The 13786-nt window shown below is 71.9% G+C and carries 12 protein-coding genes; 9 read left to right on the top strand and 3 right to left on the bottom strand.

All coding sequences use genetic code 11. From position 1 onward, the window contains the following. The first annotated feature begins 188 nt into the window (after positions 1-188). Positions 189-758 carry an HhH-GPD-type base excision DNA repair protein gene (locus tag ABCS02_RS13660; protein WP_345836189.1) on the top strand — a complete coding sequence of 190 codons (570 nt, stop codon included), beginning with the start codon at positions 189-191 and terminating at the stop codon, positions 756-758. Further along, entirely contained in the window at positions 758-3637 is a 2880-nt protein-coding gene (locus tag ABCS02_RS13655; protein ID WP_345836188.1) for an NB-ARC domain-containing protein, read from the top strand. Before ABCS02_RS13660 ends, ABCS02_RS13655 begins: the two co-directional genes overlap by 1 nt. A 2-nt stretch (positions 3638-3639) precedes the next feature. On the opposite strand, the gene ABCS02_RS13650 is transcribed toward ABCS02_RS13655, so the two are convergent. Next, complete coding sequence (locus ABCS02_RS13650) at positions 3640-4464, bottom strand: ABC transporter permease (RefSeq protein ID WP_345836187.1); 825 nt, start codon at positions 4462-4464, stop codon at positions 3640-3642. After that, entirely contained in the window at positions 4461-5471 is a 1011-nt protein-coding gene (locus ABCS02_RS13645; protein WP_345836186.1) for an ATP-binding cassette domain-containing protein, read from the bottom strand. The genes ABCS02_RS13650 and ABCS02_RS13645 overlap by 4 nt, the downstream gene beginning before the upstream one ends. A gap of 234 nt (positions 5472-5705) precedes the next feature. On the opposite strand from ABCS02_RS13645, the gene ABCS02_RS13640 reads away from it, so the two are divergent. The 7 genes from ABCS02_RS13640 to ABCS02_RS13610 all read left to right on the top strand — a co-directional run bounded on the left by ABCS02_RS13640 (position 5706) and on the right by ABCS02_RS13610 (position 12240). Then, positions 5706-6605: a LysR family transcriptional regulator gene (locus tag ABCS02_RS13640; protein ID WP_345836185.1), complete on the top strand. Its 900-nt coding sequence runs from the start codon at positions 5706-5708 to the stop codon at positions 6603-6605. Positions 6606-6692: 87 nt separating this feature from the next. Then, the gene (locus ABCS02_RS13635; RefSeq protein WP_345836184.1) at positions 6693-7523 is read left to right on the top strand and encodes an MBL fold metallo-hydrolase; all 831 of its coding nucleotides are present in this window, start codon (positions 6693-6695) and stop codon (positions 7521-7523) included. Next, a complete protein-coding gene (locus tag ABCS02_RS13630) occupies positions 7520-8818 on the top strand; it encodes an ABC transporter substrate-binding protein (RefSeq protein WP_345836183.1) in 1299 nt (432 codons plus the stop codon). The genes ABCS02_RS13635 and ABCS02_RS13630 overlap by 4 nt, the downstream gene beginning before the upstream one ends. Next, positions 8815-9687, top strand: coding sequence for a sugar ABC transporter permease (locus tag ABCS02_RS13625; protein WP_345836182.1), 873 nt, complete (start codon positions 8815-8817; stop codon positions 9685-9687). Before ABCS02_RS13630 ends, ABCS02_RS13625 begins: the two co-directional genes overlap by 4 nt. After that, a complete protein-coding gene (locus ABCS02_RS13620) occupies positions 9677-10513 on the top strand; it encodes a carbohydrate ABC transporter permease (RefSeq protein ID WP_345836181.1) in 837 nt (278 codons plus the stop codon). The genes ABCS02_RS13625 and ABCS02_RS13620 overlap by 11 nt, the downstream gene beginning before the upstream one ends. Before the next feature lie 16 nt (positions 10514-10529). After that, positions 10530-11606: an ABC transporter ATP-binding protein gene (locus ABCS02_RS13615; RefSeq protein ID WP_345836180.1), complete on the top strand. Its 1077-nt coding sequence runs from the start codon at positions 10530-10532 to the stop codon at positions 11604-11606. Between the two features lie 4 nt (positions 11607-11610). Then, positions 11611-12240 (top strand): HAD family phosphatase, encoded by a 630-nt coding sequence (locus ABCS02_RS13610; protein ID WP_345836179.1) that lies wholly within the window; start codon positions 11611-11613, stop codon positions 12238-12240. Between the two features lie 118 nt (positions 12241-12358). Here ABCS02_RS13610 and ABCS02_RS13605 read toward each other — a convergent pair whose 3' ends face one another. Further along, positions 12359-13744 carry a glycine--tRNA ligase gene (locus ABCS02_RS13605; protein WP_345836178.1) on the bottom strand — a complete coding sequence of 462 codons (1386 nt, stop codon included), beginning with the start codon at positions 13742-13744 and terminating at the stop codon, positions 12359-12361. Positions 13745-13786 lie beyond the last annotated feature (42 nt).

Below are 13786 nucleotides of genomic sequence, written 5' to 3'. Positions count from 1 at the left end.
CCAGCCCGCGCGACCGCGGCGATCGCCGTGACGTGCGGAGGAGATGGGGCGAGCGGAGGATGAATCGCGGGCGCACGGTCCTCCCTCGGTCACATCTCCTCCGCTCATCACGAGCCGTGACGGCACGACCCACGCTCCGCGACGGTTCCCGGTGCGGGATCGACCAGGCGCGGTGGGAGACTGTGCTCATGTCGCTCCATATCACGGCGGACGAGGCCGCGGACGATCTCCTCACGCGCGACCCGCTCGCGCTGCTGATCGGGATGCTGCTGGACCAGCAGGTCGCGATGGAGACCGCGTTCGCCGGCCCCCTCAAGATCGCGCAGCGCACCGGCGGGCTGGACCCGCGAAGAATCGCGGACGACGACCCCGAGTCGTTCGCGGCTGTGTTCGCGCAGACGCCGGCCGTGCACCGTTTCCCCGGATCGATGGCCGCGCGCGTGCAGGCGCTGTGCCGCATCGTCGAGGACCAGTGGGGCGGCGACGCGGCCGCGATCTGGACCCGCGATAACCCGGACGGGCCCGAGGTGCTCCGCCGCCTGAAGGCGCTGCCCGGCTTCGGGGAGCAGAAGGCCAGGATCTTCCTCGCGCTGCTCGGGAAGCAGTGCGGGTTCGGCGGCGCGGGCTGGCGCGAGGCATCCGCTCCCTACGGTGAGGACGGCTCGTTCCGCAGCGTCGCCGACATCACGAGCCCCGAGTCGCTCACTCGCGTGCGCGAGCACAAGCGGGCGATGAAGGCCGCCGCGAAGAAGAGCTGATGCGGCTCCGGTTCTTCGGCGGCCTCGCGGTCGAGGCCGACGGCGTTCCCGTCGAGGTGCGCGGGCGGGGACAGGAGGCGCTCCTGTTCCGCCTCGCGCTCGACGCCGGCACGACGGTCGGCTATCGCGCGCTCGCCGAGGACGTGTGGCCGGACGACCCGCCCGAGGACCCCAAGGCGGCCCTGCAGTCGCTCGCGTCGCGCCTACGCCGCGCGCTGCCGGGCACCGGGATCGACGCGGTCGCCGGCGGGTACCGGCTCGCCCTGCCGCGGGAGGACGTCGACGTCGTGCGGTTCCAGGACCTCGTCGCCGCGGCGCGGCGGGAGACGGATGCCGCGGCCGCGACGGCTCTCGCGCGCGACGCGCTCGACCTGTGGACCGCCGATCCCTGGCTCCCGGACGGCTTCGACTGGGTCGGCCGCGACCTGTGGGAGGACCGCGGGCACGCGGAGCGACTCGCGCGCGGCGCCGAGCGGGCACCCACCGGGCCCGTCGCAATCGCCGAGCCGGACGTGCCGGCCGCGCTCACCGAGCCTGACGTGCCGGCGGCGCTTACCTCGCTCGTCGGCCGCGAGCGCGAGCTCGAGCTGCTGCGCACGCAGCTCGCCGCCGAACGGCTCGTGACGCTCCTCGGTCCGGGCGGCGCGGGGAAGACGACGCTCGCGCTGGAGACGGCGCGCCACGAGCCGAACGTCGTCGTGGTCGAGCTCGCGCCGGTCAGCGCGGGCGAGGTCTGGAGCGCGATCGACGGCTCGATCGGGCGGCGCCTGCGCGTGGTCGAGACCGTGGCGGTGGCGACCTCGCCGCGGGAGAAAGCCCTCGCCGCCCTGGGCGGCCGCGCGGTCCTGCTCGTGCTCGACAACTGCGAGCACGTGGTGGACGAAGCCGCCGGGGTCGTGGTCGAGATCCTCCGCGGCCTCCCCGGAGTGCGCATCCTCACGACGAGCCGCGAGCCGCTGGCCGTGCCCGGGGAGGCGTTCATCGACCTCGGCCCGCTCTCGGAGGACGACGCCGCGGAGCTCCTGGCCCGCCGCGTGCGCGCCGCGCGCGGCACCCCGCCGGATGCCGCGGAGGAGGAGACCGTCGCGCGGATCGTCCGGCGCCTCGACGGGCTGCCGCTCGCGATCGAGCTCGCCGCCGCGAAGGCGCGGACGCTGACGCTCGCCGAGATCGAGGCCGGCCTCGACGACCGCTTCCGGCTCCTGCGTGCGCCCGCTCGCGTCGGCGACGCGCGGCATCAGACCCTCCGCGCGCTCATCGACTGGAGCTGGGACACGCTCACCGACCACGAGCGCGACGCCCTCCTCGCCGTCGCGGTCTTCCCGGATGGCGTGGGCGCCGACGACGCGGACGTCATCGCGGGCGCCTTCGGCGTGGCTGCCGCCGACTTCGACGCGCTCGTCGACCGCTCGCTGCTGCGCCGCGCGGCGGGACGGTTCCGGATGCTGGAGACCGTGCGCGAATACGGCCGGGAGCGCCTTCGCGAGACCGGCCGGCTCGCGGCCGCGCAGGGCCGCCAGGCCGCGGTCATCGCCGAGATCGCGCTCGCCCGCGACCGCCGTTCGCGCGGCCCGCGGGTGCGGGAGGTCGTGCGCTGGTTCGACGCGAACGAGGACAACCTCACGGCGGCGACGCGGTGGTGCGCGAGCGAGGACGGCGACCCCGCGCTCGGCGTCCTCCTCACGCGCGCGCAGCTGTGGATCTGGCTCATCCGCGAGCGGTTCGTCGAGGCGCAGGCTGCGCTCGGGGCGTTCGGGGAAGCCGCGAGCGCGCTGGACTCGGAGGCGAGTGTGACGGTCTCGACCGTCGCGTTCGTTATCGCCGCGATGGGCACCGCCGCGCAGGGCGAAGTCGACGACGACCGGCTCGCGGAGTTCACCGTGCGCAGCACCGAGATCGCGGATGCGGCGGAGCGGCATCCCTCGGAGCTCACGCAGGCGATCCCGGTGATCCTGCGGGGCGTCCTGCAGGCGCTCGCGACGGGGGGCGACGCGAGCGCGTGGTCGGCGAGCTTCGTGGTCGACGAGACCGCCGTCGAGGGCGCACCCCCGTGGACGCGGGCGTTCGTCGCGGTCATGAGCGCCGCGCTCGCGCAGAACGAGGGGCATCAGTCGACCCTCGGCGCGCAGAGCGAACGCGCCCTGGCGATGTTCGTCGACGTGGGAGATCCGTGGGGGATCGCCCTGGCGAGCCAGATGCGCTCGGAGTGGCTCGTGCTGGAGGGCCGGCTCGACGAGGCGCTGGCCGTGACCGACGATGCGGCGCCCGGGATGGCCGGCCTCGCCTCGGTGGCGGACCTGCTCCAGCAGCGGGCCCAGGGGATCAGCATCCTCATGCGCCTCGGGCGGGTCGAGGAGGCGCGCGAACGCCTCGGCGAGTTGCAGGAGCTCGGGCAGACCGAGGGCTCGGACCGCACGAATCAGCAGCTGGCGGGCTCGCTCGCCGCTCTCGAGCTTGCCGCCGGCGACGGTGGGGCGGCCCTCGCCGCGCTGGATGCGGTGCCGCGCGACCAGCCGCAGAACTTCCCCGCCCAGGTCACGGCCTGGACCTTTTCCAAGCGCGCGCAGGCGCTCGCGCTGCTCGGCCGCTCCGAGGAGGCCGGCGACGCGGTCCGGATCGCTGCCCCGCTCGCCGTCCGCAGCGGCGACAAGCCGATCCTCGCCGACACCGCGGTCGCGGTCGCGGCCTGGTTCGCGGCATCCGGGGACGCCGCCCGGGCCTGGCAGGCGCTCGCGCTCTCCGACGCGTTCCGCGGAGCCCAGGACCGGACCGATCCGTACCAGCTCCGGCTGCGCGCATCGCTTCCCGCGGACGCGGCATCGCCGGGACCCGATCCGGATCCCGGCGACACGGCGGCGCTGCTCGCGCTCGTGGAGTGAGCTCAGGCCTTCCGCATGTAGGCGCGCACGGTCAGCGGGGCGAAGATCGCGACCACGACCGCCGCCCCGAGGAGCGCGAGCCAGAGATCGCCGGTCACGGCGCCGTTGTTCACGAGGTCGCGCACCGCGGTGATGAGGTGCGACACCGGGTTGACGTTCGCGAACCACGCGAGCCAGTCCGGCATCGTGCTCGGGTTCACGAACGCGTTGGACAGGAACGTGAGCGGGAACAGGACGAGGAACGAGATGCCTTGCACGGAGGATGCGGAGCGCGCGACCACGCCGAAGTAGGCGAAGATCCAGCTGAGCGCCCACGCGCACACGATCACGAGGACGGCCGCGGCGATCACGCCGCCCGCGCCGCCGCCCGCGCGCAGCCCGAGGATGAAGCCCATCGCGAACGTCAGGGTCGTCGCGATCGCATAGCGGACGACATCCGCCAGCAGCGCCCCGGACAGCGGCGCGATCCGCGCGATGGGGAGGGACCGGAACCGGTCGAACACGCCCTTGTCCATGTCCTCCCGCAGCTGCACGCCCGTCACGACGGACGCCGTGATGACGGTCTGGACGAGGATGCCCGGGATGATCGTCGGCAGGTAGTCCTGGATGCTGCCGGCGATCGCGCCGCCGAACAGGAACGTGAACATCAGCGTGAACAGGATCGGCTGCAGCGTCACGTCGATGAGCTGCTCCGGCGTGCGGCGGATCTTGAGCAGGCCGCGGCCCGCCATCGTGAACGTGTTCGCCAGCGTCTGCCCGATACCGGCGTGGTTGCGGAGGGGCCGGCCGCCGGGGCCGGTGAGGGTGGGGGTGGCGATCGCGGTCATGCCGTCGCTCCTTCCAGGGATGAGGTGGCTGCGGGGTTCTCGTGGGCCGCGGCGTCGCCCGCGGGGACGCCCTCGCCCGTGATGGCGAGGAAGACCTCGTCGAGCGTGGGCTGCTGGACGCTGAACTCGGCGAGGTGCAGGCCCTCGGCGCGGAACGCGATCAGCAGGTCGGTGACCCGGTCGGGGTCGCTCATCGGGGCGGTGAGGCGCGCGGCCTCCGGCGAGACGACCGCCTCGACGCCGAGCTCGCGCGCGATCACCTCGCGGGCGAGCGGCACGTCCGCGTTGTCGTGGAGCCGCAGGATGAGCGAGGCCTGCCCGACCGATGCCTTCAGCTCGAGCGCCGTCCCCTCCGCGACGACCTTGCCGCGGTCGATGACGGCGATGCGGTCGGCGAGCTGGTCCGCCTCGTCGAGGTACTGCGTCGTGAGGACGACCGTGGAGCCGCTCGAGACGAGCCGGCGGATCGTGTCCCACATCTGCCCGCGCGTGCGCGGGTCCAGGCCCGTGGTCGGCTCGTCGAGGAAGATGAGAGGCGGCTGCGCGATCAGGGATGCCGCGAGGTCGAGCCGGCGGCGCATGCCGCCGGAGAACTTCTCGAGCGGCCGGGTCGCGGCATCCGCCAGCGCGAACTCCTCCAGGAGGTCGGTCGAGCGCTTCTTCGCGTCGGCGCGGGAGAGCCCGAGCAGGCGCGCGAAGATCATGAGGTTCTCGGTCGCGGACAGCTTCTCGTCGACCGAGGCGAACTGCCCGGTCAGCCCGATGAGCTGTCGCACGATCTGCGGCTCGCGGACGACGTCGTGTCCGAAGATCCGGCCGGTGCCGGCATCCGGACGCAGGAGCGTCGTCAGCATGCTGATGGTGGTGGTCTTGCCCGCGCCGTTCGGCCCGAGCACGCCGTATACCGTGCCCGCGCCGACCACGAGGTCGACCCCGTCGACGGCCCGGTTCGCACCGAACGACTTCACGAGCCCTTCGGCCTCGACGGCATAAGTGGATTGCGTCATGGTTGTCTGCCTTTCGCCGACACCCACGATGCGCCCCGAGCACTGTCACGCCGCTGTCACGTCCCCCGGACCTCTGTCATCCCGCCGTCATCCCCTGCCCCCTCCCCAGTCCCCCTCCACGCGAGAACGCGCTTGTGTCATGTTCTTGCGGCGTGTCTGTGACATAGGCGCGTTCTCGCGGGGGGGTGGGGTGGACCGCGCCAGACGTTAACGTTGGCGGGCTTGCATGGGGACATGGACTTCCGCCAGCTCGAGGTCTTCTGCGCCACCGCGGAGGAACTGCACTTCGGCCGGGCTGCGCGTCGGCTGTTCATCGCGCAGGCATCCGTCAGCGAACAGATCCGACGCCTCGAGTCGGAGCTCGGAACCGTCCTGCTGCATCGGTCGTCGCGATCGGTCCGGCTCACCCCCGCCGGGGGCGTCCTGCTCACGGAGGCGCGAGAGCTCCTCGCCCGCCGTGAGCGCGTCGTGCAGCTCGTCCGCGCCGCCGGCGCGGGTCGGCGCGGCGCGCTGCGCATGGCCGCGAACTACCCCGCGAGCCGGATGCTGCTCTTGCCCCTTCTCGAGCGGATGGCCGCGGTCGTTCCGGACGTGACGATCGTCCCGCGCGAGCTGTCGTCCACGGACCAGATTCGCGAGCTGGAACGCGGTGAACTCGACCTCGGGCTCGCGTACGGCCCCATCGACCGTGCCGACCTCGGCAGCGAGCACCTCCTCGACGTCCCGGTGGTCGCGGTCGTTCGAGCGAGCCATCCGCTCGCCGCTGCCGGCTCGATCCCGCTTCGCGATCTCCCCGCCCTCCGCTACATCACGACGCACGCCGGGGCGACGAGCCGCATCGAGGACGCACTCGTCGACGCGGCTCTCCACGCCGGGGTCCGGATACGCCCGCGACCCAGCACGACGGACCTGTCCGGTTACCTCCTCGAGCTCGAGACGACCGACACCATCGGCTTCAGCTCCCTCCCCCGTGGAGAGCAGAGCGCCGGACAGGGGATGCGGATGCTGCGCCTCGCCCCCGAGCCGTCCGTCGCGATCCACGCGGTCTGGCGCGCAGACGGGGATGAACCCTTGGTGAACACTTCTCTCGACGAGCTCCGCGGGCTTGCCCGGCTGCGGCGCGAGCAGCGATAGTGCCGGCTTTCGTCGATCGGCTGCGCCTATCGATCGACAGGCGACCTCTCGTTGATCCGGCCGAGCTCGCCGGCTGAGCATGGGCACATGCGACTGATCCCCCTCGGCTGTCTCGCGGGCATGCCCGCCGCCGGATTGGCCAGCTCGGGCTACGTCGTCGAGGAGGGCGAGACGCGCGTTCTCCTCGACGCGGGCCCCGGCATCGCTGCACACCTGTCCGCGCTGCCCGGCGCCCGCCTCAGCGCCGTCTACATCACTCACGAGCACACCGATCACATCCTGGATCTCCTGGTGATCGGCAAGACCGTGCTGGCGGATCGGCTCCGCCGACCCGAGCCGGACGGCCCGCTGGTGCTGGACGAGAGCGTGCCGCCGGTGCCGCTCTATGTGCCCCGGGGTGCGCTCGCGACCCTCCGCGCGCTCGCGGGACTGTACCCGGTGACGACCCACCCCCTGCTCGACCGGGCCTTCGACCTCGGGTTCGACTGCCGCGAATACGAGCCGGGCGAGCGGATGCGGATCGGTGACATCGAGGCGACCACGGCCCTGCTGGCGCACACCGCCCCGAACTGCGGCATCCGGCTCGAAGCCGGTGGCGAGGCCTTCGTCTACACCGGCGACACGGGGGTGACCGATGCGCTGGTCGGCCTCGCCGAGGGCGCCGGCACGCTGCTGGCCGAGAGCACTCTCCGTGAGACCGACCGCAGCGGGCACGGGCATCTGAGCTCGCTCGACGCGGCGCGCGCCGCCGTCGATGCCGGCGTCACGGACCTCGTCCTCACCCACTTCTCCTCACCCGATCCCGTCGAGCATCGCTGGCACCGCGACCGCGCGGCCACGGTCTTCGACGGCCCGGTCGCGACCGCGCGACCGGGAATCCCGCATCCCGTCTCCCTCCCCCGAAAGGTCCACGCATGAACCGCTCCCGCACGATGCTCGCCGGCATCGTCGCCGTCGCGATGGGCGCCCTCTCGGCGTGCTCCAGCGCCGGTCCCTCCACCTCGCTGGCCTCCGACCAGCCCGTCACGATCACCTTCAGCTCTTACAACTACGGCACCCCCGGCGCGGCGGGCGCGGGCACGCAGGCGCTCCTCGACGCCTTCGCCGCCGAGCACCCCAACATCACGGTCCAGCCGCAGTCCGTCCCCACCGCGGACGTGCTGACGAAGGCCAAGACGGATGTCGCGGCGGGCAACGCCCCGGACGTGGTCCAGATCGGCTACAGCAAGCTCGCCGAGGCGTTCCAGACCCTGCCGGTGAGGTCGCTTCAGGACATCGCGGGCGGTGAATGGGCCGCCCACGTCGACGGGATCAACCCGTCGCTCGTGCAGACGGGCGAGAACAAGGGATCGATCGCCGCCCTGCCGTACACCATCTCGGTGCCCACCCTGTTCTACAACGCCGACCTCTTCCGCGCGGCGGGCCTGGACCCCGATGCGCCCCCCACGACGATCGACGCGGTCCGGCAGGATGCGCAGGCCATCGTCCAGGCCGGTCACCAGGGCGCGTACTTCGGCATCGTCGACTCCGGAAAATCCGACTACCTCACGCAGTCCGTGATCGACAGCGCCGGCGGGGCGGTCGTCTCCGACTCCGGAGACGTCACCGTCGCCTCGGACGCAGCGGTACGCGGGCTCACCGCGGTCCAGGCGCTCACGACCGCCGGCCTCCAGCCGGCCGTCGGGGTCGAGGACGCCGTGGCGGCGTTCTCCTCGGGGAACCTCGGGATGCTGGTCGTGAGCACCGCCGTCGCCGGCAGCCTGCAGAAGGCGGCGAAGTTCGACCTGCGCTCGAGCGCGTTCCCGAGTTTCGGCGCGGGGACGGCGAAGCCGACGTTCTCGGGAGCGGGGCTCATCGTGCTCAGCGACGATCCGGTCAAGCAGGCGGCCGCCTGGCAGCTCGTGAAGTTCCTGACGAGCGCTGAAGGGAACACGATCGTCACGAAGCAGATCGGCTACCTTCCGCTGCGCGCCGGCCTCGCAGACGACCCCGCCTATCTGAAGGACTACTTCGCCGCCAACCACCTGCTGCTGCCCGCCATGAAGCAGCTCGCCGACGTCTCCCCGTACCGCTTCTTCCCCGGGTCGAAGGCCAACCAGGCCGTCGTCCTGCTGCAGGACAACGCGGTCGAGCCGATCGTCCTACGCGGCGCCGATCCGCGCCAGACCCTGACGGACGTCGCCGCGCGCATCCGGGAGTTGACGGCACCATGAGCGCCCGCACCCGCGGATGGCCGTACCTCACCCCGCTGCTGCTCGTCCTGGCGGTGTGGGTGTACGGCCCCGCGGTGGCGAGCGTCGTCCTGTCCTTCCTCGATTGGAACCTGACCACCCCGCCGGCCGGCTTCGTCGGCGGGAACAACTACGTCGATCTCTTGCGTCACCCGGAGTTCATCCGCTCCGTCTGGCAGACCGTCCTCTACGCCCTGCTTCTCCTTCCGTTCTCCACCGTGGTCCCGCTGCTTCTCGCCGTCATGCTGTGGCTCCGACCCGGGCGCGCGGCGGATGCCTACCGGGCGATCCTGTTCCTTCCGGTCGTGCTGGCGCCCGTCGCCATCGCGCTGTCGTGGCGATTCCTGCTCAACCCGCTGCAGGGACTGGTGAACGAGCTGCTCGGCGTGGTCGGGGTGCCCGCGATCAACTGGCTCGGCGATCCATCGACGGCGCTTCCGGTGATCGCGGTCATTACGGCGGCGAAGGTCGTCGCGTTCAACATGCTTCTGTACGGCGCCTCCCTCGCCGCCATCGATCGGCGGGTCGTCGAGGCTGCCCGGCTCGCAGGGGCGACGGGCGGTGAGGTCGCGCGGTTCGTCGTCCTCCCGCACGTCGCTCGCACGACAGTGGTGCTGGCGCTCCTGAATCTCGTCCTCGCCGGGCAGTGGACGTTCGCGAACATCTCCGTGCTGACGCAGGGCAACCCCGACGGGACGACCGACAGCGTCTACTACCGGATCTACACGCTGGGCTTCTCGTTCTTCGACGTCGGAGGCGCATCCGCGGCCGCCGTGATGGTCCTCGTCGCGTTCGCCGTGGTCGCCGGCGTCTGGCACCTCATCCGAAGGAGATCCGCACGTGCGGCCTGAGTCCCGCCTCCTCGCCCGAGCGCGACGGATCTCGTGGCACCTGATCCTCGCCGGATGCTGCCTGCTGATGTCCTTCCCCGTGCTCTGGGCGGTCATCACCTCGTTCAAGACGCCCGGGGACGTCTTCTCGCCGAGCCCGGTGCCCGCTCCGCCGACCCTGGAGAACTACGCCGCCGTGCTGGCGAGCTGGCCCCTGCCGACTCTGGTCTGGAACAGCTTCGTCATGTCGGCCGGCGTCGCCGCGGGTCAGCTCGCGATCGCGGTGCTGGCCGCGTATGCGATCGTCCTGCTCTCGCCGCGCCTGCGCCCTGTCATCCTCGTCGCGTCGACGGTCGCACTGGCGATCCCCCCTCAGGCGATCGTCATCCCGCAGTTCCTCCTCACCACCCGGCTCGGGTGGCTCAACTCGCCCGCGGGCCTCATCGTTCCGCAGCTGGGTGCGGCCGCGCTCGCCGTGCTGCTGCTCGTGCAACACATCGCCGCGATACCGGGCACCCAGGTCGAGGCGGCTCGGATGGAAGCCGCCCGGCCCGCGGAGGTCCTCTGGCACATCGTGCTCCCGGCCTTGCGGCCCGCACTCGTGGCGGTCGGGATCCTCGTGTTCATCACGACCTGGAACGAGTACCTCTGGCCGCTGCTCATCGCCCCTCGGCCCGAGCACGCGACAGTCCAGATCGGCCTCGCACAGTTCCGCACCGAAGGCGGCACCGACTACGGAGCGCTGATGGCGGCCGCCACCCTCACCAGCCTCCCCATCGTCGCCGTCTACGTCCTCGCGTCGCGTCGCGTGACCGACGCCTTCCTCCACTCAGGACTCCGCACATGACCCCCGGGACCCGCTCATGACCTCATCACCCGCCGCCGGCCTCCTCACCCCGGTCCGCGGCGCCGCCCTCTCGCTCGAGGGCGTCACCCGCACCTTCGGTGCGACGACGGCGATCGATGCGATAGACCTGACGATCCCCGGCGGCTCGCTCACCGCGATCGTCGGCCCGTCCGGCTGCGGGAAGTCGACGCTGCTGCGGCTGCTCGCGGGCCTCGAGCAGCCGGACGGCGGGCGGCTCCTCGCCGACGGCAGTGACCTCACCGCCGCGCCGCTCGGCACGCGCGACGTCGCCATGGTGTTCCAGGACTACGCGCTGTTTCCGCACATGTCGGTGGCTCAGAACATCTCGTTCGGCCTCCGCCTGCAACGCCGGCACGATCGCCGGAACGGCCCGGACACGCGGTACATCGCGACCGAGGTGGAGCGGATGGCCGAGCTCTTCGGGCTCGGGACCCTCCTGTCGCGTCGCCCGCACCAGCTCAGCGGCGGTCAGCGGCAGCGGGTCGCCCTGGCGCGCGCCGTCGTGCGACGCCCGTCCCTCCTTCTGCTCGACGAGCCGCTTTCCGCACTCGACGTCGCGCTGCGCGCCAGCGCACGCGCCGAGATTCTCCGGCTGCACCGGGATCTCGGCGCGACGCTCGTGCTCGTCACGCACGATCAGCAGGAGGCGATGTCGATGGCCACCGAGCTCGTCGTGATGGAGAGGGGGCGGGTCGTGCAGGCCGGCCACCCCACGGAGGTATATCGCACCCCGAGGACGCGCTTCGTGGCCGGGTTCGTCGGCTCCCCCGCGATGAACCTGTTCCCGACGGCGGACGGCGGGAGCCTCGGGTGGCGTCCGCAGGACGCCCGGATCGTCGATTCGGGGGGCGTTCCCGAACCGCCGGGGCTGCTGATCGCCGGCGTCGTCGACGTCTGCGAGTTCACGGGCTCCGGGCAGGAGGTGGTCTGCCGCGCGGCCGACGGAGAGGTGTTCACGCTCGTGCAGCACGATGGCGAACCCTGGCTACGGCCCGGCGACGCCATCCGGGGGTTCGTGCCGGGGCGGGCACTGCACCGGTTCCGGCCCGATGGAACACGGATCGATGACTGAGCCCGTGAGCGTCGCATCCGTATGGTGCGACTTCGGCGGCGTGCTCACGCCCCCGATCGCCGACGCGGCGGCGGAGGTCGCGCGCGCTGCCGGCGTTCCTTGGGATCGCATCTGGCGCGCCATCGACGAGGTCGCGGCTGCCGAGGGCCTGCACGGCATGCAGCCGCTCGAACTCGGCGTGCTGAGTCAGGCAGCCTGGGGCGCCCGCGTGGAGGAGGCGCTCGGCGTGCGGCCGGCGATCGACCTGCGCGAATGGGACCGGCACTGGTACCGCGACCGGCCGGTGGACGCGGCGCTGCTGGACGTGCTGGCGGGCCTGCGCCGCCGCGGTATCGGCGTCGGCCTCCTGACCAACAGCGTGCGCGAATGGGAGCCGCATCGCGCCCGCCTGCTCCGGGGCTACGCGGATGTCTTCCAGGCGGTCGTCCGCTCCCACGAGGTGGCGCTCGCGAAGCCCGATCCGCGGATCTTCGCGCACGCCGCGTCGCTCCTCCCCGGCCCGACGCTACTGATCGACGACAGTGCGGAGAACTGCCGCGCCGCGCGCGCGGTCGGCTGGCGTGCGCACCATCACACGGATCCCGCCGAGACCCGGCAGCTCCTCCACACCCTCCCCCGGTCCACCTCCCCCTGAGAACGCGCTTGTGTCACGAAAACGTCCCGTTTTCGTGACACAAGCGCGTTCTCGGCGAGGGGTGGCGAGGGGCGGCGCGGCCTGACGCGCCCCGGGGTCAGGCGCCGCGGAGCCGGGGTCAGGCGCCGCGGAGGCGCTCGGCGAGGTACGAGGTCAGCGCGTCCAGGGGGACACGCTCCTGGGCCATCGAGTCGCGGTCGCGCACGGTGACGGCGCGGTCCTCGAGGGAGTCGAAGTCGACCGTGACGCAGAATGGCGTGCCGATCTCGTCCTGGCGGCGGTAGCGGCGACCGATCGCGCCGGCATCGTCGAAGTCGACGTTCCAGCGGCCGCGGAGGGTGTCCGCGACCTCGCGGGCCAGCGGCGACAGGTTCTCGTTGCGCGACAGCGGCAGCACCGCGATCTTGACGGGCGCGAGGCGCGGGTCGAGGTGCAGGACGGTCCGGACGTCGGTGCCGCCCTTCGCGTTCGGCACCTCCTCTTCCTCGTACGCGTCGATGAGGAACGCCATCATCGACCGGGTGAGGCCGAACGAGGGCTCGATCACGTACGGCACGTACGTCGATCCGGAGGCCTGATCGAAGTAGTGGAGCTTCTGACCGGATGCCTCGGAGTGGCTCTTCAGGTCGTAGTCGGTGCGGTTGGCGATGCCCATGAGCTCGCCCCACGCCTTCCCCGGGAACCCGAACTCGTATTCGATGTCGATCGTGCCGTCGGAGTAGTGCGCGCGCTCGTCGTCCGGGACCTCGAAGCGCCGCATGTGGGCGGGGTCGATCCCGAGGTCGATGAACCAGTTCCAGCACTCCTCGACCCAGTGCTCGAACCACTCCTGGGCATCCGCCGGCGGGACGAAGTATTCGATCTCCATCTGCTCGAACTCGCGCGTGCGGAAGATGAAGTTGCCGGGCGTGATCTCGTTGCGGAACGACTTGCCGATCTGGCCGACACCGAACGGCGGCTTGCGGCGCGACGCGGTGAGCACGTTCCCGAAGTTGACGAAGATGCCCTGCGCGGTTTCGGGGCGCAGGAAGTGCAGGCCGGACTCGTCGTCGACGACGCCGAGGTAGGTCTTCATGAGGCCGGAGAACGCCTTCGGCTCGGTGTACTGCCCCTTCGTGCCGCAGTTCGGGCACGGGACGTCGGCGAGCCCGTTCTCCGGCGCGCGCCCCTTGCGCGCCTCGAAGTCCTCGACGAGCGTGTCGGCGCGGAACCGGCGGTGGCAGCTGAGGCACTCCACGAGCGGGTCCGTGAACGTCGCGACGTGACCGGACGCCTCCCACACGCGCTTCGGGAGCACGACGGACGAGTCGAGGCCGACCATGTCCCCGCGGCCGCGGACGAACGTCTGCCACCACTCGCGGCGGATGTTCTCCTTCAGCTCCGTCCCGAGCGGGCCGTAGTCCCACGCCGAGCGGGATCCGCCGTAGATCTCGCCCGCCTGGAAGACGAACCCGCGATGGCGGGCGAGGGCGATGACTTTGTCCAGACGGGACTGTTCGGCCACGGCGGCTCCCACGGTCGGATGCGTCGAGCGGCCGCGGGCGCG

The organism is Microbacterium sp. X-17, from assembly GCF_039615055.1.
This window is presented reverse-complemented; position numbering and strand designations above follow the sequence as displayed.